The sequence below is a fragment of the Ottowia pentelensis genome (assembly GCF_964341695.1).
Window position 1 is genome coordinate 2,441,577 of the sequence record NZ_OZ224513.1, and the last position, 23,823, is coordinate 2,465,399.

The window sequence follows — 23,823 nt, forward strand, 5'->3', positions numbered from 1 at the left end:
GGCGCGCGGCGTTTTCGTTTCGTCTCTCGTTTCAGCGCATCGTCCCGGCGTCAATTGCCTCCATCGTGGGGCTGTGCATTGCATTGACGCAAAGGAATACGCATCATGAAACGGATGCTGATCAACGCCACGCAGGCCGAAGAGCGCCGCCTGGCGATCGTGGACGGCCAGAAGCTGCTGGACTACGAGATCGAGATCGAGGGGCGCGAGCAGCGCAAGGGCAACATCTACAAGGCCGTCGTCACGCGCGTCGAGCCCAGCCTGGAGGCCTGCTTCGTCGACTATGGCGAGGAGCGCCACGGCTTTCTGCCCTTCAAGGAAATTTCCCGCCAGTATTTCGCCGAAGGCGTCTCGCCCAGCCAGGCACGCATCCAGGACGCCATCAAGGAAGGCCAGGAGCTGCTGGTCCAGGTCGAGAAAGAAGAGCGCGGCAACAAGGGCGCGGCCCTGACCACCTTCATCAGCCTGGCCGGCCGCTACGTGGTGCTGATGCCCAACAACCCGCGCGGCGGTGGCGTCAGCCGCCGCATCGAGGGCGAGGACCGCGCCGAGCTGAAGGAGGCGATGGACCAGCTGGAATACCCCAAGGGCGCCAGCATCATCGCGCGCACCGCCGGCATCGGCCGCAGCGCGCCCGAACTGCAGTGGGACCTGAACTACCTGCTCAAGCTGTGGGACGCCATCGACGGCGCCGCCAAGGGCGCCAAGGGGGCCTTCCTGATCTACCAGGAAAGCAACCTGGTGATCCGCGCCATTCGCGACTACTTCAACAGCGACGTCGGCGACATCCTGATCGACACCGACGACATCTTCGACCAGGCGCACCAGTTCATGGCGCACGTGATGCCCGACCAGGCACACCGCGTCAAGCGCTACCGCGACAACGCGCCGCTGTTCTCGCGTTTCCAGATCGAGCACCAGATCGAGTCGGCCTATTCGCGCACCGTCACGCTGCCCAGTGGCGGCGCCATCGTGATCGACCACGCCGAGGCGCTGGTGGCGGTGGACGTGAACTCGGCGCGCGCCATCAAGGGCGGCGACATCGAGGAGACCGCCACCCGCACCAACCTGGAAGCCGCCGACGAGGTGGCGCGCCAGATGCGCCTGCGCGATTTGGGCGGCCTGATCGTGATCGACTTCATCGACATGGAGGAGAGCAAGAACCGGCGCGAGGTCGAAAACCGCCTGCGCGACGCGCTGCGCCAGGACCGCGCGCGCGTGCAGTTCGGCTCCATCAGCAAGTTCGGCCTGCTGGAGATGAGCCGCCAGCGCCTGAAGCCCGCCTTGAGCGAAGGCGCCTCCATCCCCTGCCCGCGCTGCGGCGGCTCGGGCCACGTGCGCGACACCGAAAGCAGCGCGCTGCAGATCCTGCGCATCATCCAGGAAGAGTCCATGAAGGACAACACCGCCGCCGTGCACGTGCAGGTGCCGGTGGAGGTGGCCAGCTTCCTGCTGAACGAAAAGCGCCCCGAGATCGCCAAGATCGAGCTCAAGCAGCGCGTCAACGTCACCCTGGTGCCCAACAAGTCACTCGAGACGCCGCACTACAAGCTGGAGCGCCTAAAGCACGACGACCCGCGCCTGGACGACATCGACAGCAGCTACAAGCTGGCCGAGGAGTTCGAGGACCCGACCCACGTCACGCGCCGCAGCCAGGAGCCCACCAACCGCCAGCAGCCCGTCATCAAGGGCGTGCTGCGCGACGTGCCCATGCCCCAGCCGCCAGCGCCGGCGCCCGTGGCTGTGCCCGTCGCGGCGCCCGCACCGGCCGCCGTGCCGCAACAAGCCACGGCAGTCGCGCCGGCCGGTGGCCTGATGGGCTGGCTCAAGGGCCTGTTCGGCACCACGCCGGCGCCGCAGCCCACGGCCAGCGCCGCGCCCGCCGTGGCCGCCGCACCGGCCGCCAACGACAAGCGCGAAGCCCGCGGCGAACGCGGCGGTGAACGCGGTGGCCGCCGCGGCGGCCGCGGCCGTGGCAGTCGCAACGGCGAAGGTCGTGGCGAGCCGCGCGAAGGCCAGGCTGCCGCCGGTGAAGCCGGCGAGCGCAGCGCCGCCAACGGCGACGCCCGCAAGCCGCGCGACGGCGGCCGCCGCGCCGGCGAGCGTGGCGAGCGCGGTGAACGCCCCGAGCGCGGTGAACGCAGCGAACGCGCGCCGCGCGAGCGCCGCGACGCCGCCCCCAACGGCAACGGCGCCGAGCACGCCCCATCCGACGAGGCCGGCCGCAGCGAGCGCCCGCCGCGTGGCCCGCGCGGCGAAGGCCGCCGGGGCCGTGGCGGCGAAGGCCGCGGCGACGAGCCGCGTGAGCGCGAGGACCTGGCGCCCGAGGGCATCGATGTCGCCGCCGACACCCGCTCCGCCAGCGCCAACGCCGAGCCGCGCGAGCGCCGCCCGCGCGAGCGCCGCGAACGCCGCGAGCGCCCCACCGAGCACGCCATCGAGCCGGCCGACACCGGCCTGAGCGACGAACGCGCCGCCACTCCCGCCGAGGCCAGCGCGGCCGCGCCGGCCGGCGAGGCCCCGCGCTCGTACTTCGCCCGCGCCGCGCAGGCCGAGGCTCCGGCCCACGAAGCCCCCGCCGCCCAGCCGCTGGCTCACGCGCCCTCGCTGGACATCGCTGCGCCGGCGCCGGCCCCAGTCGCTGAAGCGCCGGTCGCCCCGGCACCGGCGCCCGCGCCCGCTGCCGCCGCCCCGGCACCGGCTCCCGCCGGCCTGCCCAAGGTGAGCGGCTTTGCCCTGCCCGTCGACACGCTGGCCGGCCTGGCCGGCGCCGCCGGCCTGCAGTGGGTCAATTCCGACGCCGACAAGGTGGCCGCCGTGCAGGCCGCCATCGCCGCCGAGCCCGCGCCCATCCACGTGCCACGCGAGCGCCCGCCCGCGGTCGAGCTGGACGACGGCCCGCTGGTGCTGGTCGAAACGCGCAAGGACCTGGGCAAGATCACCCTGCCCTTCGAGCAGGCGCCGCACTGATGCGCTGACGCGCCGCCGTGCCCCCAAAACCGGATGCCTGGCATCCGGTTTTTTTGTCGCTGCCGCCCGCGATAGGCCGCCGCTAAATATAGTTTAGATAAAATGTATCAGCAATATTGATAGTAATACACTATAATTCACCCATCGCATTCATTTCATCAACCCAAGGAGAGAACTCATGTCCCTGATCAACACCAAGGTCCTGCCCTTCAAGACCCAGGCCTTCCACAACGGCAAGTTCGAGGAAGTCACCGAGAAGAACTTCAGCAACGGCAAGAGCTGGTCGGTCGTGATCTTCATGCCCGCCGCCTTCACCTTCAACTGCCCGACCGAGATCGAGGACGCGGCCGAGCACTACGCCGAGTTCCAGAAGCTGGGCGCCGAGGTGTTCGTCGTCACCACCGACACGCACTTCAGCCACAAGGTGTGGCATGAGACCAGCGACGCGGTCGGCAAGGCCAAGTTCTTCCTGGTGGGCGACCCCACGCACCAGCTGACCCACAACTTCGGCGTGCACATCGAGGAAGAAGGCCTGGCGCTGCGCGGCACCTTCGTGATCGACCCCAGCGGCACCATCAAGACGATGGAAGTGCACTCCAACGAGATCGCGCGCGACGTGAGCGAGACCCTGCGCAAGCTGAAGGCCGCCCGCTACACCGCCGAGCACCCCGACGAGGTGTGCCCCGCCAAGTGGAAGGAAGGCGAGAAGACGCTGAAGCCCTCGATCGACCTGGTCGGCAAGATCTAAGGCAGCGGCTACTGCGCGAGCCGATGGCGGCGTTGCGCGGTGCTCGCAATCCTCACGCACCCTCAAGTGCGTTCCGGTTGCTGCGCTCCGTGCGCCTTGCCCTCGACTCGCTCGCTACGCCGCAAAACACCGCCGAACGGCGACGGGGCACGCGTGCCTTGCCGTTCGGCTTTTTATTGACCAAATGATGCTCTAGCGCCTGTCCATCAAGCGCAAGCAGCTATCAAACAAGGAGCAACCACCATGTTGGACCAAGACATCAAGCAACAACTCGCAGCCTACCTCGAGCGCGTGCAAGAGCCGTTCGAGATGGTGGCGACCCTGGGCGAGGACGCCAAGTCCGCCGAGCTGCGCGAGCTGCTCGAAGAAATCGCGGCCATGCGCGCCGACAAGATCACGCTGCGCACCGACGGCACCGACGCCCGCGTGCCCTCCTTCACCCTGGCGCGCCCCGGCAGCGGCACCCAGCTGCGCTTTGCCGCCATCCCCATGGGGCATGAATTCACCTCGCTGATCCTGGCCCTGCTGTGGACCGGCGGGCACCCGCCCAAGGTCGAGCCCGAAGTCATCGAGCAGATCAAGGCGCTCGACACCGACATGGACGTCGAGGTCTACATGAGCCTGTCCTGCCACAACTGCCCCGATGTCGTGCAGGCCTTCTCGCTCATGTCCATCCTCAACCCGCGCATCAAGACCACCATCATCGACGGCGGCATGTTCCAAGGCGAGATCCAGGCGCGCGAAATCATGGGCGTGCCCAGCGTGTTCGCCGGCGGGCAGATGTTCCACAGCGGCCGCATCACGCTGGAAGAAATCCTGCAGAAGGTCGACACCGGCGCCGCCCGGCGCGACGCCGACAAGCTGAACGCCAAGGCCCCGTTCGAGGTGCTCATCATCGGCGGCGGCCCGGCCGGCGCGGCCGCGGCCATCTACACCGCGCGCAAGGGCGTGCGCACCGGCATCGTCACCGAGCGCTTCGGCGGCCAGGTCAACGACACGCTGGACATCGCCAACTACCCCGGCATCTCGCACACCACCGGGCCCGAATACGCTGCCGCGCTGGAGCAGCATGTGCGTGACTACGAGGTCGACCTCATCACCGCGCAAAGCGTGGCCGAGCTGGTGCCGGCCACGCAGCCGGGCGGGCTGATCACCGTCAAGCTGGGCAACGGCGGGCGCCTGCAAAGCCGCAGCGTCATCCTGGCCACCGGCGCGCGCTGGCGCAACGTCGGCGTGCCCGGCGAAGAGGAATACAAGACCAAGGGCGTGGCCTATTGCCCCAGCTGCGACGGCCCGCTCTTCAAGGGCAAGGACGTGGCCGTGATCGGCGGCGGCAACTCGGGCATCGAGGCCGCCATCGACCTGGCCGGCGTGGTCAAGCACGTCACCGTGCTCGAGTTCATGCCCGAGATGAAGGCCGACGCCGTGCTGGTCAAGAAGTTGAACAGCCTGCCCAACGTCACCGTGCACACCAACGCGCAGACCACCGAGATCACCGGCGAAGGCGGCAAGGTGAGCGGCCTGAAGTTCAGGCACCGTGGCGACGGCACGGATGCGTCGGTCGACCTGGAAGGCGTGTTCGTGCAGATCGGACTGGTGCCCAACACCGAATGGCTGGGCGACACCGTCCAGCGCAGCAAATTCGGCGAGATCGAGGTCAACGCGCGCGGCGAAACCAGCGTGCCCGGCGTGTTCGCCGCCGGCGACTGCACCACCGTGCCCTACAAGCAGATCGTGGTGGCGGCCGGTGCCGGCTCGACGGCCGCGCTCAGCGCCTTCGACTACCTGATCCGCACGCCGGCGCCGCAAGCGGCCGCCGCCGCGCCGGAGGCCGTGACGGCCTGAACGGCCAGCGGCAGTGCCGCAATCCAGCAAGGCCCGCTGTACCCGCAGCGGGCCTTCATTTTTTTGCCCCCGCTACGCGGACGGCGGCGTACCACCAGCCGTCGCACCGCGCGCCCGGCCCAGCAAGGGCTCGATCAGATCCAGCGGCAGCGGGAAGGCAATGGTGCTGCTTTTGTCGCCGGCAATCTCCACCAGCGTCTGTAGGTAGCGCAGCTGGATCGACTGCGGCTGCTGCATCATCGTCTGCGCGGCCTCCATCAGTTTTTGCGCCGCCTGCTGCTCGCCCTCGGCGTTGATGATCTTGGCGCGGCGCTGGCGCTCGGCCTCGGCCTGGCGGGCGATGGCGCGGATCATGCCTTCGTCCAGGTCGACCTGCTTGATCTCGACGTTGGACACCTTGATGCCCCAGGCGTCGGTGTGCTGGTCCAGGATCAGCTGGATGTCGCGGTTGAGCTTGTCGCGCTCGCTCAGCATCTCGTCCAGCTCGTGCTGGCCCAGCACCGAGCGCAGCGTGGTCTGCGCCAGCTGGCTGGTGGCTTCGCGCGCGTCCTCCACCTGGATCACGGCCTTCTCCGGGTCGATGATGCGAAACAGGATCACGGCGTTGACCTTCACCGGCACGTTGTCGCGTGAGATCACGTCCTGCGGCGGCACGTCCATGACGATGGTGCGCAAATCGATGCGCACCATCTGCTGCATCACCGGGATCAGCACGATGATGCCCGGCCCCTTGACGGCCTGGAAGCGCCCGAACAGGAAGATCACGCCGCGCTGGTATTCGCACAGCACCTTGAACGAGGCCAGCAGGATGGCCAGCACCACCACCACGACGATGGCGGACACGATGGGATAGGGCGAAATGATCATGGCCTCGACTCCGGTTTTGGCGCGGCGGCGCGCACGTCCAGCACCAGCCCGCGGCGGCCGGTCACCTCCACCGGCTGGCCGCGCTGCAGCGGCACGGCGGACTCGGCCTGCCAGTGCTCGCCATGCACGTGCACCAGCCCGCGCCCCTGAAAATCGGCCACGACGGCGCCCACGGCGCCCATCATCTCCTCGCTGCCGCTGACCACGCGCTGCCGGCGCGAGCGCGCCGCCAGCCACACGATGCCGGCCATCACGCCGGCGCCCGCCAGCGAGATGCCCAGCACCGCGGGCAGCGCGATGCCCGATGCCGCCGAGCCGGTGCGCATCAGCACCACCGCGCCGATCACCAGCGCGACGACGCCGCCCGTGCCCAGCACGCCATAGGCCGGCACGAAGGCCTCGGACACGATCAGCACCGCTCCCAGCACCATCAGCCCCAGGCCGACGAAGTTGACCGGCAGCAGCTGAAACGCATACAGCGCCAGCAGCAGGCTGATGGCACCCACCACGCCGGGCAGGATGACCCCGGGGTGCGTGCCTTCCATCACCAGGCCGCCAATGCCCAGCAGCAGCAGCACCAGGGCCACCGACGGATCGGCGATGACCGCCAGGAAGCGGCTGCGCGCATCCGGCACGATGGGCACCAGCGCGGCATCGCGCGTGTGCAGCACCCGCGCGCCGGCCGTCGTCTCCACCGTGCGCCCGTCCACGCTGGCCAGCAAGGCCGGCACGCTGGGCGCGAGCAGGTCGATCACGTGCTCCTTCAGGGCCTGCTGCGCCGTGATGCTGGCGGCGTCGCGCACCGCCTGCTCGGCCCAGTCGGCGTTGCGCCCGCGCCGCTCGGCCAGGGCGCGGATGGAGGCCACGGCGTCGTTGGTGAGCTTGCGCATCTCGGCGTTGCCGGCCGGCTCGGCGCCGGCCTTGCCGGCGCTGGAGGACGCCGGCGCCACGCTGCCGGCGCCGGTGATCGACACCGGCGTGGCCGCGCCGATGTTGGTGGCCGGCGCCATGGCCGCCACGTGGCAGGCATACAGGATGAAGGTGCCGGCGCTGGCCGCGCGCGCGCCCTGCGGCGCCACGTAGCCGATCACCGGCACCGGCGAATTGAGGATGGCCTTGACGATCTCGCGCATGGCGCTGGCCAGGCCGCCCGGCGTGTCCAGCTGCAGCAGCACCGCCTGCGCGCCGCGCTGCGCCGCCGCGTCGATGCCGCGCACCACATAGTCGGCACTGGCCGGGCTGATGGCGCCATCCACCGTCAGCGCCACCACCTGCGCTGGCGCGGCGGCGGCCGGCGGCTCGGCAGCAGGCGCCGCCACCGCCAGCAGTTCCAGCAGTCCGAAGAAAATCGCGCGCCACGGCATCATGAAAGAGGCTCCCACTCCGCGCGGGACGCTGCCACCGCCCCGCGCGATGAATGTGCGCTTCAATCTACCGCAGTTCGCAAGCCATCGCCGGGCACGGTGGCTATGGCCGCGCGATGCCGCCGTCCAGGCCGGTGTCCAGCGGAAACCCGCTGGTTCAAACTCGCCCGGAAACTACCGTTTTGATAGCTGTTCGCGCTTGATCCACAAGCGCCAAAGCCACTTTTCACTCAAAGACACGAGCTGGCGACCTGATACGATTTCGCATTCGAAAAGGCAAAACGCCAGCCGCGGGGCGGGATCAGGCCGTCGGGGCGCCCGGCTCCGTTCATGTCCCCCACCGGCCTGCGCCCGGCTCCGCCTTCACTTCACTGCGCCGAGCACCCCGACGGCCTGATCCGTGGCATTGCTGACCGTGCAGACCGCCTGGTGTGCGACCGCCGCCTCCCGCCAAGGGGCTTGGGTGGGCAGCGCAGCGAGGTCAAGGAGGAGATGGCCGTCGCAGACGGACAGCGGGGGACAGGAGCGGAGCTGCCCACCCATGCCCCTTGGCGCGCCACCGACCGTCGTGCGCTCTCAATGGGTTGATTGCGACCTGGTATGACAAGCGCCAAGGGCCGCGCAAGGCGGCCCCTGGTGCGTTCAAGCGCGGCTTACTGGACCAGCTTGCAGCCGCCGTCCTTCAGGCTCTGATAGGCCACGTTGGCCGGGATGGTCTTGTTGACCTTCAGCAGGTCCCATTCCGACTTGGACTCGCTCGGCTTCTTGGCCTCGACCAGGTACATGTCGTGCTGGAACAGGCCGTCGGCGCGGATGCGGCCCTTGGAGAAGCCGTCGTCGATTTCCATCTTGCCCAGCTGCGCGCGCACCGCGTCGCTGTTGTCGGTGCCCACGGCCTGCACCGCCTTCAGATACGTGCGCACGGCCGAATAGGTGCCCGCCTGGTCCATGTTGGGCATGGACTTGCGCTTTTCATAAAAGCGCTTGCCCAGGTCGCGCGAGGCGTCGGTGCGGTCCCAGTAGTACGCGGTGGTGAACTGCAGCCCCTGCGCCACCGGCAGACCCAGCGAATGCACGTCGGTGATGAACATCAGCAGGGCAGCCACCTTCTGGCCGCCCTTGACGATGCCGAACTCGTTGGCCTGCTTGAGCGAGTTGAGCGTGTCCGCGCCGGCGTTGGCCAGGCCGATCACCTGCGCCTTCGAGCCCTGCGCCTGCAGCAGGAAGGACGAATAGTCGCTGGTGCCCAGCGGCGCGCGCACGCCGCCCAGCACCTTGCCGCCCATCGACTCGATCACCTTGGTGGCCTGGTCCTGCAGCGACTTGCCGAAGGTGTAGTCGGCGGCCAGGAAGAACCAGGTCTTGCCGCCCCCTTCGACCACCGCCGACGCCGTGCCCACCGCCACCGCGTGGTTGTTCCAGCTGTAGTGGATGCCGTACTTGGTGCACTGCGAGCCCGTCAGGTCGGGCGAGCCGGCCCCCGTGTTCATGGTGATCACCTTCTTGTCGGACGCCACCGCCTGCACCGCCAGGCCCAGCGCCGACTGGCCCAGCGCGGTGATCATGTCCACGCCGTCCTTGTCGATCCACTCGCGCGCCTTGGCCGACGACACGTCGGCCTTCTGCTGGTGGTCGGCCGACACCAGCTTGATCGGCACGCCGTTGATCTTGCCGCCGAACTCGTCGATGGCCAACTGCGCGGCCGCCACGTCGCCCTCGCCCGTCAGACTGGCGTAGGGGCCCGACATGTCGGTCAGCACGCCGATCACGATTTCGTTCTTCGAGAACTTCGGGTTGTCCTGCGCGCCCGCGGCCAAGGGCAGCGCCAGCCCGGCGGTGATGACGGCGGGCACGATCGATCGAATCTTCATGGGGTCTCCTCGTTGACTGAACCAAGCTGCAGGACGCAGCCGAGGTCATTCTACGGAGCGTGCGGCCATTTTCAGTACAACGGGTGACACGTACCCGCGCTCCTTGCGAGCCTGCGGCCTGGCCGGCTCACGCAGACACCACGTTGGAGGGAGCGGCTGAAAGCCGTCAGCCGCGGCGCCGGCGCAGCCAGACCAGGCCGGCCATCACACCCGCCAACGCGGCCAGCAGTGGCCCCTCCAGCGCGGGCACCGGTTGCACCACGCTTACCGGGGGCACGGGGCCGCCGCAGCTGGCGGACCCGCGCGCAACCCAGCCCACCATGTTGTTCAGCAGCGTTTCCATGTTGCTCTGGTCGGTGCCACCCGCGCCGGCGACGTCGAAATAGTCGAACGGCGACAGCGCCACGCAGCCGCCGCCGCTGCGCACCGCCGACAGAACCGCCGGATAGGTGGTGCCACCGCCGTCGAACGTGGCCGCCACGGTCCATTCCGGCCCCAGCCCCGTCAGTTCGTAGACGAATTCACTGCCGCCGCCCATGGCAAAGGGGCTGCTCAAGCCCGTCACCAGCGGACTGGCGGGCACGGTGATCTGGATCGGCACGTTGGTGCCAAAGTCGGCGCTGCCCCCGCTGGCGGTGCCGGCAAACAAATTGCAGGGGTTGCTCATCGCGTAATACGTGCCCGGCGCAGGCTGAAACAGCAGCGTGGCGTTGTTCCATTCGCTCACCACGCCCTTGCCGGCAGTCAGAAAGGCCTGGAGCGCGGTGCACGTGGTTGCCGTGGGCTCGGCTGGGAGAACATGCCCCATCACCAGCACGTCGTAGCCCGACAACGCCCCCGCATCGATGTTGGCCGTCGTGACCTGGGTCACCGTGTGCGCCGCGTTCAGGGCGGTGAAGCCACTGCCCGGGCGGCCGTTGCTCCAAAACGCGACGTTGGCGGCCTGCGCCTGTACCACCAAGCCCATGGCCAATGCCAAGCCGGCCATACTCTTTCGAATCCAACTCCCTGCAGTCATGACAAATCTCCCTTCTCGCTCTATGAAATGGGGCAAATTGCAACACAAACCAGGGCAGAACGAAAGAGAGGCAACCCTGACAGCCTGACGGCCAGGTGATTGCTCCACTACACCGTCGCTCGCCCGGCGGCTCGACTGTGGCGCCGGGCGAGCGAAAGCTACGTGGGGTGCGACGTCTGGCGCACCCGCGCCGGCTTGGCCGCCGCCGCCGGCAGCAGGCTGGTCAGACGCTGGTAGAGGGTGAACAGGAAGGCCACGCGCTCGGCGTCGTTCTTGTACGCCTTGGGGCCTCCCGCCAGCTGGTAGGCCTTGTCGACCGCGGCGTCGAGCTTGTGGTGCGCGCGCAGCAGCGCGGGCGGCATGGTGAGCGGGTCGTACAGGTCGGCCAGGCTGCTGCCGGCGAACTGGGCGCGTGCGTCGAGCACGGCTTGCGCTGCGAATTCGATAGCTGCTCGCGATTGACTGGCGGGCGCTGGAGGCTGATTTGGCTCTGAATCCGGGGTGTTGAAGGGCCAGGGGAAGTTGTTGTAGACGATGTTGATCGAGTACTGAAAGTCGCTTTTCAATCGCCCACTCACGGCTCGCGTCCAAGCCATGTGCATCGCGGACTGAAGGACACCGAAGTCGGCAAGCGTTGCTTGTGGAAGCAAGCGCAGCTTGTTGCTCGCCAAGGTATCGGGTTCGAGGTACCCGAGTGGGATGTACTCGCGCCGTTCGGACGAAACTTCCGGAATCACCATGAATGGGGCTGCAGGCATGAATTCGACATGAAAGCGCGTCGGCGTGGCCGCCAGCTTTTGCGTCGGCGCGCTCTTGCTGGCCAAGCGAAATTCCTTGACGGCCTGCACCCGCTTCATCGCCTCGGGCATGGCGCGCAGCTCGGCCGGCGGGCAGTCGCCCAGCCACAGACACCAGCGCTCGTAGCCGTTCAGGAACTCGTCGGCGCCCAGCCAGCGCCGGAACCACTTGGCAGCGGCCGGCTCGGCGGCGATGAAGGCGTCGCGCTCGGCGGTGGTGAACAGATAGTTGCCGTCGTCGATGGGCTTGTTGCCAATGCCAATTTCGGGCACGTCGCCAATCGGCTTGCTGCGCCGGGGCAGCACCAGGTCGGGCGCGTCCACCAGGTAGGGATTGATGTTGGCCGCCGGCACGGCGTGCGGCTGGCCCTTGATGTCGGCGTATTCGTAGATGACTTTGCCCGGCCGGTCTTGCAGGCCGAAGCCGACGATGACGCAGTGCACGGCGGCCTTGCCGCGCGCCTCGTTGGTCCACGAGAAGGTGCGGTGCGCAAAATGGATGTGCACGCCCTGCCCCAGCAGCCAGCCCCACAGCACGCCGACCTGCTCGCCCTGGGTGATGCTGTTGGTGGAGACGAAGGCGGCGCGGGGTGGTTCGGCGTTTTGAATGAAATCGGGCTCTGGCGCCCGTCCAGCAAGCGCGAACAGCTCCTGATTTTGTAGTTTCGCGGTCTGCATGTAGCGCGCAGCCTTGACGTACCACGCGGCGACGAAGTCGAGCAGGCCGGCGTTGTCGATGCTGGCGAACACGGCCCGGCTGTCGGCGCGCTGCGCGTCGTTCATGAACTTGGCGCCGACGAAGGGCGGATTGCCCAGCACATAACTGCAGCGCGCCGCCGGCAGCACCTCGCCCCAGTCCAGCGTGAGCGCGTTGCCGTGCACGATGCGCGGGCTGGTGACGAGGGGGATGCGGGCGAAGTACTGGCCGAATTCCTCGCTGACGCGCAGGTTCATCTGGTGATCGACCAGCCACAGCGCGACCTGGGCGATCTGGGCCGGAAACTCCTCGATCTCGATGCCATGGAACTGATCGACGTTGATGCCGATGAGCTGGTGCACGTCGACGCTGCGCTGGCCGGCGTGGCCTTGCAGCAGCGCGGCGGCGCGCAGCACATCCAATTCGAGCGCGCGCAGTTCGCGGTAGCTGATGACGAGGAAGTTGCCGCAGCCGCAGGCGGGGTCGAAAAACGTCAGCGTGCGCAGCTTCTTGTGGAAGTCGAACAGGCGGTTGCGCTGGCCCTTGACCTTGTCGAACTCGGCGCGCAGTTCGTCGAGGAACAGCGGGCCGATGAGCTTGAGGATGTTTTCCTCGCTGGTGTAGTGCGCGCCCAGGTTGCGGCGGGCCTGCTCGTCCATGATGCTCTGGAACAGGCTGCCGAAGATGGCGGGGCTGATGGCCGACCAGTCGAGCGCGCAGGCGTCGAGCAGGGCCTCGCGCGTGGGGGCGTCGAAGTCGGCAATGGGCAGGCCTTCGTCGAACAGCTTGCCGTTGACGTAGGGGAAGGCGCGCAGCTGCTCGTCGAGGTTCTTGTTGCGCGTGTCCTCGGCCGTGTTGAGCACCTGAAAGAGCTGCGCCAGGCGCGGGCCGGTGTCGCTGCCGTCGGGCGCGGTGCGCTCTTCGATGAAGGCGCGAAAGCCCTGCGCGGGGAAGATGGCGGTGTCGTCGGCGAACAGGCAGAACAGCAGGCGCACCAGCAGCACTTCGAGCGCGTGGCCGGTGTAGCCGCTTTTCTTCAGCGCGTCGTGCAGGCGGCCCATGCGCTCGGCCGCCTTGATGTTGACCGGGTCTTGCGGCGTGATGGTCTGCGCCTGGTAGCCGGCGATGAAGCCGAACCAGCGCACGTGCTTGTGCAGGTCTTTCAGCGCGAAGGTGATTTCGCGCCGCGCATCGAGGTCGATGACGCGAAAGGTGGCGAAGTCGCACACCACCAGGGTGTGCGGCAGATCGCGCTCGGGCAGGCCGGGGAAATAGCCCATGGCCTGGTCGTAGGCCGGCTGCAAGGGCTTGCCACGCGACTTCTGCTCGACCAGCAGCTGGCCGGGCCAGAACAAGTCCACATAGCCCTGGCCGCCGCCGTGCTTCTTGACCGCGTGCTCGAAGCTGGCGACGCGCCGGTTGCCGATGCCGAAGATGTCGAAGAAGTCGATCCAGAACGGGATCGACTGCTGCTTTTCGTCGGCGGCGTCTTCCCACTGGCGGCTGAAGGCCAGGGCGCGCGACTTGATTTCGTTCCAGGACAGGGGCATGTCGAAGGGGGCGGTTGGTGGCGGGCGGCCCCGCGTTTATACCGGGGCGGCTTGCCACACAATGCCGCCATGGCCGAACCCGACGCCCCCGACGCCGCCGCGCCGCCCGCCCGGCCGGCGCATTCGCGCGCCTCGCTGGCGCGGCGGCTGCGGCTGCAGCAGCTGATGATCTTCGAGCAGGTGCGGGCCTCGGGCTCGCTGCTGGCGGCGGCGGGCGAGCTGGCGATGACGCAGCCGGCCATCAGCAAGGCGCTGCGCGAACTGGAGTCGCAAGTGGGCGGCGCGCTGTTCGTGCGCGGCAAGCGCGGCGTGACGCCGACCGAGCTGGGCCGCCGCTTCGAGCCGCACGCCGCCAGCATGCTGGCCGAGCTGCGCCTGTTGGCCGAGACGCTGAACGCCACGCAGGCCGGCACGCGCGGGCAGGTGGTGGTGGGCACCTTGATCAGCGCCTCGGCCGCGCTGCTGCCCGAGGCCATCGAGCGGCTGCGCCGCGCCGCGCCCGACGTGGTGGTGAGCGTGCGCGTGGGGCCCAACACCCTGCTGTTTCCGCTGCTGGCGCGCGGCGAGCTGGACGTGGTGGTGGGCGCCCTGCCCGGCGCGGCGGCGGTGGCCGGCGCCGAGTCCGCGCGCCTGGCCAGCCGGCCGCTGTACGACGAGGCGCTGCGCGTGGTGGTGGGCGCGCAGCACCCGCTGGCGCGGCGGCGCAAGCTGGCGCTGGCCGAGCTGATGGCGCTGGACTGGATCGTGCCCACGCCCGACTCGATGGCCTGGCCCTCGGTGCGCGCCTTCTTCGGCGCGGCGGGGCTGCCGGCGCGGCGCACCGAGTCGGTGTCGATCCTGACCAACCTGGCGCTGCTGGCCGGCAGCGCGCGGGTGGCGCTGATGCCGCAGGCGGCGGCCGAGCGCTTTGCGCAGGGCGGCCAGCTGGCGGTGCTGCCGGTGCGCGGCCTGGGCGCGTTTGGCGCCGTGGGCTACACGGTGCGCGCCGACCGCGCGCCCAGCGCCGCCACCGAGCGCTTTCTGGCGGCGCTGCGGGCGGCCGGCGAGCACCTGGGGCGCGGACGCTGAACTATTCCTGTTGGTTATATCAAAGGGCGAATTCTTCGCTTGTAAGGCAAGCGTGCGCGGCCTAGACTGGGCCTGCCATGACCGAACGCTTCGCCCTGCCCCCTTCGCTGGCCGAGACCCGCAACTACGTGGACGGCGCCTTCGTCGCCACCGGCCGGACCTTCGACAACGTCAGCCCGCTCACCGGTCGCGTGCTGGCGCGCGTGCACGAGGCCGACGCCGCGCTGGTGGACCGCGCCGTGGCCGCCGCGCGCCGGGCGCTGGATGAAGGCCCCTGGGGCCGCTCGACGGTGGCAGAGCGCGCTGCCGCGCTGCACCGCGTGGCCGACGTGATCGAGCGGCGCTTCGACGACTTCCTGGCCGCCGAGATCGCCGACACCGGCCGCCCGCTGGCGCAGGCGCGCCAGCTGGACGTGTACCGCGGCGTGGCCAACCTGCGCAGCTTTGCCGACCTGGGCAAGACGGCGCACGGCGACTTCTTCGAAACCCACCTGGCCGACGGCAGCCAGCTGATCAACTACACCACGCGCAAGCCGCTGGGCGTGGTGGCCAGCATCTCGCCCTGGAACCTGCCCATCCTGTCGCTGACCTGGAAGGCCGCGCCAGCGTTGATCTGCGGCAACGCCCTGGTGTGCAAGCCGTCGGAGGAAACGCCGTCGTCGGCCACGCTGATCGCCGAGGCCTTCGACGAGGCGGGCGTGCCGCCGGGCGTGTTCAACGTGGTGCACGGCTTTGGCCCCGGCTCGGCCGGCGAGGCGCTGACCACGCACCCCGGCATCGACGCCGTGACCTTCACCGGCGAGTCGCGCACCGGCGCCGCCATCATGCGGGCGGTGGCCGACGGGGTGAAGGAGGTGTCCTTCGAGCTGGGCGGCAAGAACGCGGCGATCGTGTTTGCCGACTGCGACTTCGACGCCGCGGTGGAGGGCGTGATCCGCTCCAGCTTCACCAACACCGGCCAGGTCTGCCTGTGCTCGGAGCGCGTGTATGTGGAGCGGCCGATCTTCGAGCGCTTCGTGGCGGCGCTGAAGGCGCGGACCGAGGCGCTCAAGATCGGCTGGCCCGACGAGCCGGACGTGGACCTGGGCTCGCTGATCTCGCGCGAGCACCGCGAGAAGGTGCTGTCGTACTACCAGCTGGCGGTCGAGGAAGGCGCCACCGTGGTCACCGGCGGCGGCGTGCCGCACTTTGGCGACGAGCGCGACGGCGGCGCCTTCGTGCAGCCCACCCTCTGGACGGGCCTGGCCGACAACGCGCGCTGCCTGAACGAGGAGGTGTTCGGCCCGGTGTGCCACCTCGCCCCCTTCGACAGCGAGGACGAAGCGATCCGGCGCGCCAACGCCAGCGACTACGGCCTGGCCGCCAGCGTGTGGACCACCAACCTGTCGCGTGCGCACCGCGTCGGTCCGCGCCTGCACGTGGGCATCGTGTGGGTCAACACCTGGTTCTCGCGCGACTTGCGCACGCCCTTTGGCGGCGTCAAGCTGTCGGGCATCGGCCGCGAAGGCGGGCGCTGGTCGCTGGACTTCTATAGTGAAACCAGCAACATCTGCATCAAAGTCTGAGGGCATCACGCATGAGCAACCCATCCAACACCGCCACGGTGGTCCAAGGCAAGGCCACGCCGCGCGGCAAGTTCCCGCACGTCAAGCGCGCGGGGGATTTCTTGTACGTCTCGGGCACCAGCTCGCGCCGGCCCGACAACAGCTTTGCCGGCGCCCAGGCCGACGCCCTGGGCGTGACCACGCTGGACATCCGCGTGCAGACGCGCGCCGTGATCGAGAACATCCGCGACATCCTGAAGAGCGCCGGGGCCGACCTGGGCGACCTGGTGGAGGCGCAGGTCTTTTTGGTCAACATGAACGACTTCGGCGGCTACAACGAGGTGTGGGGCGAGTTCTTCGACTACGACGGCCCCACCCGCACCACGGTGGCGGTGCACCAGTTGCCGCACCCACACCTGCTGATCGAGATCAAGGCCGTGGCCTACAAGCCGGTGCAGGCTTGACGCGGCCGCTTCACAACCCAGGAGACACAGCATGAACCCGAAATACGGACTGCCCAAGAACCTGATGGGCTGGGTGGACGCCAACCGCGCCAGCCTGCAGCCGCCGGTCAACAACGCGGCGCTGTTTCCGGACGGCAACTACATCATCAACATGGTGGGCGGCGGCAACACGCGCACCGACTTTCACGACAACCCGACCGAGGAGATCTTTCATCAGATCCGGGGCACGGCCTACCTCAACATCTGGGACCGCGGCAAGTTCGAGCGCATCGACCTGAAGGAAGGCGACGTGTGGCTGATGGAGCCGCACCTGCAGCATTCGCCGCAGCGCCCCGACCCCGACGGCCTGTGCTTTCTGGTCGAAATGAAGCGCCCCAAGGCCGCCATCGACTCACTCAACTGGTACTGCCCCCAGTGCGCCAGCCTGGTGTGGGGCGCCAGCATGGAGCTGACCGACCTGGTGGCCGACCTGCCGCGCACCTTCAAGACCTTTTATGCCCTGAGCGACGCCGAGCGCACCTGCAAGCACTGCGGCACCGTGCACCCGGGCAAGGACTACGCCGCCTGGCACGCGATTCGGCAGGCCCACGCATGATCGACATCCACTCGCACTTCTTTCCGCGCATCAGCCAGGCCGAGGCGCGCGCGGTCGACGCCGAGCGCGCGCCCTGGCTCGCGGTCGATGCCGACGGCAAGAGCGGCCAGATCATGCTGGGCGACAAACCGTTTCGCCCGGTGCACGACGAGCTGTGGGATTCGGACGCGCGCGTGCGCGGGCTGGACGCGGCGGGCATCGCGCTGCAGATCGTCTGCGCCACGCCGGTGATGTTCGGCTACGCCTGGGAGGCGCCGCGCGCCGCCGACTGGGCCACGCGCATGAACGAGAAGGCGGCGGCCTATTGCGCGCCCCACCCCACGCGGCTGCGCTGGCTGTCGCAGGTGGCGCTGCAGGACGTACCACTGGCCACCGCCGAGGCCGCGCGCGCCATGAAGGCCGGCGCCGTGGGCGTGCAGATCGGCAACCACATGGAAAAGAAAGACCTGGACCACCCGGACATGGTGGACTTCCTGATCTTCTGCGCCGACAAGGCCATCCCGGTCTTCGTCCACCCCTGGGACATGATGACCGACGGCCGCATGAAGCAATGGATGATGCCATGGCTGGTGGCCATGCCCGCCGAGACGCAGCTGGGCATGCTGTCGCTCATCCTGTCGGGCGCGCTGGAGCGCATTCCCAAGTCGCTGAAGATCTGCTTTGCCCACGGCGGCGGCAGCTTTGCCTACACCCTGGGCCGGGTCGACAACGCCTGGAAGCACCGCGACATCGTGCGCCAGGACTGCCCCGAGCTGCCGTCCAGCTACGCGCGGCGCCTGTACACCGACAGCGCCGTGTTCGACCCCGGCGCGCTGAAGCTGCTGACCGAGGTGATGGGCGTCGATCGCGTGATGCTGGGCACCGACGCGCCCTTTCCGCTGGGCGAGCAGCAGCCCGGCTCGCTGGTGCGCGCGTGCGATTTCTTGGGCGCCGAGGGGCAGCGGCGCATCCTGGACGGCAACGCGCGCGCGTTTTTCGGGTTGGCCGCCTGATACGGCGTCGCATTCGGAAAGGCAATACTTGCCAGCTGTGGGGTGGGATCCCGCCGTCGGGGCGCCCGGCTCCGTTCATGTCCCCCACCGGCCTGCGGCCGGCTCCGCCTTCACTTCACTGCGCCGGGCACCCCGACGACGGGATCCGAGGCATCGCGGGCCGAGCAGGCCGCCTGGTGTGTGAGCGCCGCCTCCCGCCAAGGGGCTTGGGTGGGCAGCGCAGCGAGGTCAAGGAGGAGATGGCCGTCGCAGACGGACAGCGGGGGACAGGAGCGGAGCTGCCCACCCATGCCCCTTGGCGCGCCACCGCCCGCCCCGCGGTCTCAACGCGCTGCTTGCAATTTGGTATGAACCGGCTGCTCAACGGCGGCGCATGCGCTCGCGCACGCGCCGCCACGAGGGCAGCACCACCTCCCGCCACCAGCGCAGCAGGCCGTAGGACAGCTGCACCTTCTCGTGCCCCACCGGCTGGTCGGCCGGCGCGGTGAACCATGCGGCCTTGGGGTAGGCCAGTTGCTGCGCCGGGTACACGCTGCGGTGGCCGACCATCAGATAGGCCGACACGCAGGCGCCCGCCACGTACAGCGTGGAGCCGCCGCCGAACAGCTCCACCCCCATCAGCACCGCCGCCACCGGCGTGTTGGAGGCCGAGGCGACCACCGCCACCAGCCCCACCGCCGCGCCCTGCGCCGCGTGCATGCCCAGCAGCGGCGCCAGCGCGCCGCCCAGCACCGCGCCGATGACGAACTGCGGCGTGACGATGCCGCCGTAAAAGCCCGAGCCCAGCGTCACCGCCACCAGCACGATCTTGAACGCGAAGCCCAGCCAGGGCATGGCCTCGCCCTGCAGCGCGCGTTCCATCACCGGCAGCGACAGGCCCATGTACTCGCGCGGCAGCACGGCCAGCAGCAGCGCCAGCAGCACGCCGCCCAGCAGCGGCAGCAGCGGCGGCCACAACGCCCAGCGCCGCCCCAGCCAGCCGAAGCCCTGGCGCGCCAGGTGCAGCGCCTCGACAAACCACGAGGCGGCCACGCCGCACAGCACGCCGATCAGCACGGTCTTGAGAAACAGCAGCTCGGTGAAACCGGCGTCGAAGGCGATGTGATATTGGGGATACGGCACGCCCCAGAAGCGGCTGACGACAAAGGCCGTGACGCCGGCCACGATGCCCGGAAACAGAAAGTCGTGCCGGATGCGGCCGATGGCCAGCATCTCCACGCCGTAGATCGCGCCGGCGATCGGCGTGCCGAACACGCTGGCGAAACCGGCGCTCACGCCGCAGGCCACCAGGCGCTTGCGCAGCTCGGCGTTCAGCCGCAGCGCCTGCCCCACCCCGGCGGCCACGCCGGCGCCGATGTGCGAGCACGGCCCCTCCTTGCCGGCCGAGCCGCCGCAGCCCAGGGTGATCAGCGCGGCGACGGGCTTGATCCACAGCGTGGCGAGCGGCATGCGGCCCTGCTGCTCGTTGACGGCCTCGATCGGCTCGTCCTTCAGGCCGCTGGTGTTCAGCCGATAGCCGTAGTGCAGCAGCAGGCCGTTGGCCAGCCCGGCCGCCGGCAGCAGCGCGGCCAGCAGCGCCCAGGGCGCGCCGTACAGGCGCCCCTCGCTGGCGAACAGCAGGTGCAGGAACACGCTGCACGCCGAACCCACCAGCGCGCCGGTGAGCATGGCCAGCACCAGCCACAGGGCAATGGTGGCCAGCATGACCAGGGGTTCGGCGGGGGACAGGCGGCGCATGGGCGAGGCACCGGCGGACGGTGCAGGGTGCGATCGATTCTACGGAGCGCCTCGGTGCGCCCCGGCAGTACGCCGCCGACCCGCGCGATCAGCGCAGCGGCGGCAACAGCTCGCGCTCGCCACGCTCCAGCGCCAGCAGCCAGGTCTTGCGCGGCAGGCCGCCGCCATAGCCGGTCAGGCTGCCGTCGCTGCCGATCACGCGGTGGCAGGGCACGACGATGGACACCTTGTTCTGTCCGTTGGCGGCGGCCACGGCACGCGTGGCGGTGGGCCGGCCGATGCCGCGCGCCTGCTCGCCGTAGCTGCGCGTCTGGCCGTAAGGGATCTTCAGCAGCGCCTGCCACACCTGCTGCTGAAACGGCGTGCCCACCAGGTCCAGCGGCACGTCGAAATGCGTCAGCCGGCCCTTGAAATAGGCCGCGATCTGCTCGCCCAGCGCGCGCGTGCGCTCGTCCTCGCCCGGCGTGGCCGCCGCGCCCGCGTGGCGCTCCACGTCCCGCCATTCGCGCGACAGGCCCTTGGTGTCGACGCCGAACTCGAGCAGGCACAGGCCGCGGGGCGAAAACAGCGCGACCATGTCGCCCAGCGGGGTCGGGTAGGTGTGGGAAATCAGCTCAGGCATGGACTCGTCATCCTACGCCGCTGGGTCGGCAAGACGGGCGTGGGGTCAAGCCGCCCGCTCCAGCTCACGCGGCAAGGCAATCCACTGTCCCTGGACCGGGTGCACGCCGATGCGGCCGTCGAAGGCGGCCACCAGCGCGCGGTGCGTTTCGGCGGCATCACAGGGGCCGTGGTGCAGCAGCCGGCCGGCCTGGATGATGAGCAGTTCGTCGGCGCGCAGCGCCATGTTCAGCTCGTGCAGCACGCTGACCACGGTGCCGCCGGCGGCGACCTGGGCGCGCACGGTGGCCAGCCAGTCGGCCTGGTGCGGCGGGTCGAGGTGGGCCAGCGGCTCGTCCATCAGCAGCACCGGCGCCTGGGTGGCCAGCAGGCGCGCCAGCAGCACGCGCTGGCGTTCGCCGCCCGACAGCGCGCCCAGCCGGCGCGCGCGCAGCTCCCACGCCTGGGTGGCGTGCAGGGCCTGGGTGACGGCGGCCTGGTCGCGCTCGTCGGGCGCGGCCAGCCAGGCGCGGTGCGGCAGGCGGCCCAACATGGCGACGTCCCAGGCCAGCAGGTCTTCGCCCCCCGTCTCGGCCTGGCCCAGCCAGGCCAGCTGGCGCGCCCGCTCGCGCGCCGGCCAGTCGCCCAGGGCGCGGCCCTGCAGCCGCACCTGGCCGTGGCAGGGCAGCAGGCCGGCCAGCACGCGCAGCAGGGTCGACTTGCCGGCGCCGTTGGGGCCGACGATGGCGCACCAGCGGCCGGCCGGCAACTGCAGGTCGATGCCGTGCAGGATCGGGCTTTTTCCGATGCTGGCGCTCACGCCGTGTGCGCTGACAGCTATATTTTGCATAGCGTCGGACATCTCACGCACCCCCGCCCAGGCCGGCGCGCCGGTGCATCAGCCACAGCAGGTACAGCCCGCCCAGCACGGCCGTCAGCACGCCCACCGGCAACTCCTGCGGCGCGATGACGAGCCGCGCCGCGATGTCGGCAAGCATCAGCAGCAGCCCGCCCACCAGCGCCGACAGCAGCACCAGCGGCCCGTGCGTGCTGCGCGCGCGGGCCCGCGCCAGGTGCGGCGCCACCAGGCCGACAAAGCCGATCAGCCCGGTCTGCGCCACGGCGGCGCCGGTGGCCAGCGCCAGCACCGCGATCAAGAGCGCGCGCAGCGGGCCCAGCGGCAGGCCCAGGCTTTTGGCCGTGGCCTCGCCCAAGCTCAGCGCGTCGAGCACACGCGCCAGCGCCCAGGCCAGCAGCAGCAGCGGCGCCAGCACGGCGGCCATCAGCGCGCAGGCGCCCCAGCCCACCATGCCGGTGATGCCCAGGGTAAAGCCCTGCATGGCCTGCAGCACGTCGGGCTGGGCCAGTTGCACCAGGTCGCGCAGGGCGCCCAGCACAAAGCCGACCACCACGCCGGCCAGCAGCAGGCGCAGGGTTTGCTGCACGCCGCGCGCCAGCACCAGCGCCAGCAGCACGCCGCCCAGGGCGCCGACAAAGGCCGCGCCGGTCAGGCCCAGCCGCGCCAGCCCCGGCGACGCGGCCTGCAGCAGCGCCACGCCGCCGGCACCGGCCACCAGGCTGCCGGCACCCAGCGCGGCGTAGACCAGGGCCACCGCCAGCGCCGCGCCCGAGGCGCTGCCCAGCAAGAACGGGTCGGCCAGCGGGTTGCGAAACAGGCCCTGCGCCACCGCGCCGGCCAGACCCAGCAGCGCGCCGGCCAGCCAGGCGCCCAGGGTGCGCGGCAAGCGGATGTCCCACACGATCTGCCAGGCCACCGGGTCGTGGCGCGCGCGCAGCAGGCTGTCCACCCCCGTACTGCCCACGCTGGCACCCCAGGCCAGGCCCAGCAGCGACAGCGCCAGCAGGCCTGCCGCCAGCGCCCACACGCGGGTGCCGCCGTGGACCGTGGCAGGCGTTGTGACATGGACAGCGCAAGCGGGAGGCATCAAGCTCTGAATGGGTTCAAGAAAAAACAGCCGAACGCAGAGGACGCAAAAGAGACCCAAGAACAAATCCTCGATTTCACCTTTTGCGTTCTTTGCGCTTTTTTTGCGTCCTTTGCGTCCGGCATTTTCATGGGCGCCTCATTTTTCCGCGGGCGGGCGATGCGCCGCGCAGTCGGCCATCAACTGCGCGGCCTCGGCCATGCGCGGGCCGGGGCGCACCAGGATGTCGCGCTGGGCAGCGTCGAAGGCGCACACATGGCCCTGGCGCAGCGCGCGCATCTGCGCCCAGCCGGGGCGGCGCGCCAGCTCGGCTGCGCCCTGCCGGCTGATCATGATCAGGTCGGGGTCGGCGCGCACCACCCACTCGGGGTTGATCTTGGGGTACGGCCCCATGGCCGCATCGACGACGTTGTCCAGGCCCAGCGCCGTCAGCAGCTCGTCGATGAAGGTGCCGCGGCCGGCCGCGTGCGGCGCGGCGTCGACCTCGAAGTACACGCGCTGGCCGCGCGCGGTGGCGGGCACGGACTGCGCGGCGGCCTGCACGCCGGCGTCGATGCGGCGCAGCAGCGCATCGGCCGCCTGCGGCTGGCGCAGCAGCTCGCCCAGGCGCTCGGTCACGCGGCGCAGGTCGGCCAAGGTGCGCGGCTGCAGCGCCACCACCTTCAGGCCCAGCGCGCGCAGGCGCGCGGCGGCCGCGCGCGCGGAGCTGTCCATCAACACCACGTCGGGGCGCAGCGCCACCACGGCCTCGACGCTGGGGTCCAGCCCGCCACCGACTTTGGGCAGCCGCTGCACGGGCTGCGGCCAGTTGGCGTAGCGGTCCACGCCCACCAGCCGCTCGCAGGCGCCCAGTGCGCACACCGTCTCGGTCAGCGAGGGCAGCAGGCTGACGATGCGCGCGGGCGGCGCGTCGAAGTGGGTGACTTGGCCGGCGTCGTCATGGATGGCGTAGGCCTGGGCCAGGCCGAACGTCGCCGCCAGCAACGCGCCCAGGGCGGCCCGAATCCAGGCGGCCTTGCTCCCTCTCCCGCGGGCGGGAGAGGGTTGGGATGAGGGCATGGCCCGTGGCAAGGGAGCCGCCGCCGCCCTCACCCCGACCCTCTCCCGGAGGGAGAGGGTGAAAGCGCGCACCCAGGCCCTGACGCTGCCC

The 23,823-nt window shown here is 69.9% G+C and carries 18 protein-coding genes; 8 read left to right on the top strand and 10 right to left on the bottom strand.

Features of this window, described 5'->3' with window-relative positions:
• Positions 1-105 precede the first annotated feature (105 nt).
• The 3 genes from ACWHMB_RS11840 to ahpF all read left to right on the top strand — a co-directional run bounded on the left by ACWHMB_RS11840 (position 106) and on the right by ahpF (position 5,563).
• Positions 106-2,970, top strand: a complete 2,865-nt coding sequence (locus tag ACWHMB_RS11840) for an Rne/Rng family ribonuclease (protein WP_447648541.1) — start codon at positions 106-108, stop codon at positions 2,968-2,970.
• Positions 2,971-3,148: 178 nt separating this feature from the next.
• Complete coding sequence (ahpC, locus tag ACWHMB_RS11845) at positions 3,149-3,718, top strand: alkyl hydroperoxide reductase subunit C (RefSeq protein ID WP_377485314.1); 570 nt, start codon at positions 3,149-3,151, stop codon at positions 3,716-3,718.
• Positions 3,719-3,961: 243 nt separating this feature from the next.
• A complete protein-coding gene (gene ahpF, locus ACWHMB_RS11850; protein ID WP_377485316.1) occupies positions 3,962-5,563 on the top strand; it encodes an alkyl hydroperoxide reductase subunit F in 1,602 nt (533 codons plus the stop codon).
• 72 nt (positions 5,564-5,635) lie between these two features.
• Here ahpF and ACWHMB_RS11855 read toward each other — a convergent pair whose 3' ends face one another.
• The 5 genes from ACWHMB_RS11855 to ACWHMB_RS11875 all read right to left on the bottom strand — a co-directional run bounded on the left by ACWHMB_RS11855 (position 5,636) and on the right by ACWHMB_RS11875 (position 13,727).
• Entirely contained in the window at positions 5,636-6,430 is a 795-nt protein-coding gene (locus ACWHMB_RS11855) for a slipin family protein (protein WP_377485318.1), read from the bottom strand.
• Positions 6,427-7,797, bottom strand: a complete 1,371-nt coding sequence (locus ACWHMB_RS11860) for an NfeD family protein (RefSeq protein ID WP_377485320.1) — start codon at positions 7,795-7,797, stop codon at positions 6,427-6,429. Before ACWHMB_RS11860 ends, ACWHMB_RS11855 begins: the two co-directional genes overlap by 4 nt.
• A 650-nt stretch (positions 7,798-8,447) precedes the next feature.
• The gene (locus ACWHMB_RS11865) at positions 8,448-9,665 is read right to left on the bottom strand and encodes an ABC transporter substrate-binding protein (protein ID WP_377485322.1); all 1,218 of its coding nucleotides are present in this window, start codon (positions 9,663-9,665) and stop codon (positions 8,448-8,450) included.
• Positions 9,666-9,831: 166 nt separating this feature from the next.
• Positions 9,832-10,683 (bottom strand): hypothetical protein, encoded by an 852-nt coding sequence (locus ACWHMB_RS11870; protein WP_377485324.1) that lies wholly within the window; start codon positions 10,681-10,683, stop codon positions 9,832-9,834.
• Between the two features lie 158 nt (positions 10,684-10,841).
• Positions 10,842-13,727 (bottom strand): DNA methyltransferase, encoded by a 2,886-nt coding sequence (locus ACWHMB_RS11875; protein WP_377485326.1) that lies wholly within the window; start codon positions 13,725-13,727, stop codon positions 10,842-10,844.
• A gap of 69 nt (positions 13,728-13,796) precedes the next feature.
• Between ACWHMB_RS11875 and ACWHMB_RS11880 the strand changes: the two genes are divergently transcribed.
• From ACWHMB_RS11880 to ACWHMB_RS11900, 5 genes are all read left to right on the top strand, one after another.
• Positions 13,797-14,795: a LysR substrate-binding domain-containing protein gene (locus ACWHMB_RS11880; RefSeq protein WP_377485328.1), complete on the top strand. Its 999-nt coding sequence runs from the start codon at positions 13,797-13,799 to the stop codon at positions 14,793-14,795.
• 77 nt (positions 14,796-14,872) lie between these two features.
• Positions 14,873-16,360 (top strand): 2-hydroxymuconic semialdehyde dehydrogenase, encoded by a 1,488-nt coding sequence (locus ACWHMB_RS11885; RefSeq protein WP_377485330.1) that lies wholly within the window; start codon positions 14,873-14,875, stop codon positions 16,358-16,360.
• Positions 16,361-16,371: 11 nt separating this feature from the next.
• The gene (locus ACWHMB_RS11890) at positions 16,372-16,803 is read left to right on the top strand and encodes a RidA family protein (RefSeq protein WP_377485332.1); all 432 of its coding nucleotides are present in this window, start codon (positions 16,372-16,374) and stop codon (positions 16,801-16,803) included.
• 31 nt (positions 16,804-16,834) lie between these two features.
• A complete protein-coding gene (gene nbaC, locus ACWHMB_RS11895) occupies positions 16,835-17,398 on the top strand; it encodes a 3-hydroxyanthranilate 3,4-dioxygenase (protein ID WP_377485334.1) in 564 nt (187 codons plus the stop codon).
• Positions 17,395-18,390 carry an amidohydrolase family protein gene (locus ACWHMB_RS11900; protein WP_377485336.1) on the top strand — a complete coding sequence of 332 codons (996 nt, stop codon included), beginning with the start codon at positions 17,395-17,397 and terminating at the stop codon, positions 18,388-18,390. The genes nbaC and ACWHMB_RS11900 overlap by 4 nt, the downstream gene beginning before the upstream one ends.
• 360 nt (positions 18,391-18,750) lie before the next feature.
• On the opposite strand, the gene ACWHMB_RS11905 is transcribed toward ACWHMB_RS11900, so the two are convergent.
• The 5 genes from ACWHMB_RS11905 to ACWHMB_RS11925 form a co-directional block, all read right to left on the bottom strand.
• Complete coding sequence (locus ACWHMB_RS11905) at positions 18,751-20,127, bottom strand: chloride channel protein (RefSeq protein ID WP_377485338.1); 1,377 nt, start codon at positions 20,125-20,127, stop codon at positions 18,751-18,753.
• Positions 20,128-20,215: 88 nt separating this feature from the next.
• Positions 20,216-20,749 (bottom strand): methylated-DNA--[protein]-cysteine S-methyltransferase, encoded by a 534-nt coding sequence (locus tag ACWHMB_RS11910; protein WP_377485340.1) that lies wholly within the window; start codon positions 20,747-20,749, stop codon positions 20,216-20,218.
• Positions 20,750-20,794: 45 nt separating this feature from the next.
• A complete protein-coding gene (locus tag ACWHMB_RS11915; protein WP_446686303.1) occupies positions 20,795-21,589 on the bottom strand; it encodes an ABC transporter ATP-binding protein in 795 nt (264 codons plus the stop codon).
• A gap of 1 nt (position 21,590) precedes the next feature.
• Complete coding sequence (locus ACWHMB_RS11920) at positions 21,591-22,673, bottom strand: FecCD family ABC transporter permease (protein ID WP_377485344.1); 1,083 nt, start codon at positions 22,671-22,673, stop codon at positions 21,591-21,593.
• A gap of 138 nt (positions 22,674-22,811) precedes the next feature.
• The gene (locus ACWHMB_RS11925; protein ID WP_377485347.1) at positions 22,812-23,732 is read right to left on the bottom strand and encodes an ABC transporter substrate-binding protein; all 921 of its coding nucleotides are present in this window, start codon (positions 23,730-23,732) and stop codon (positions 22,812-22,814) included.
• Between the last annotated feature and the right edge of the window lie 91 nt (positions 23,733-23,823).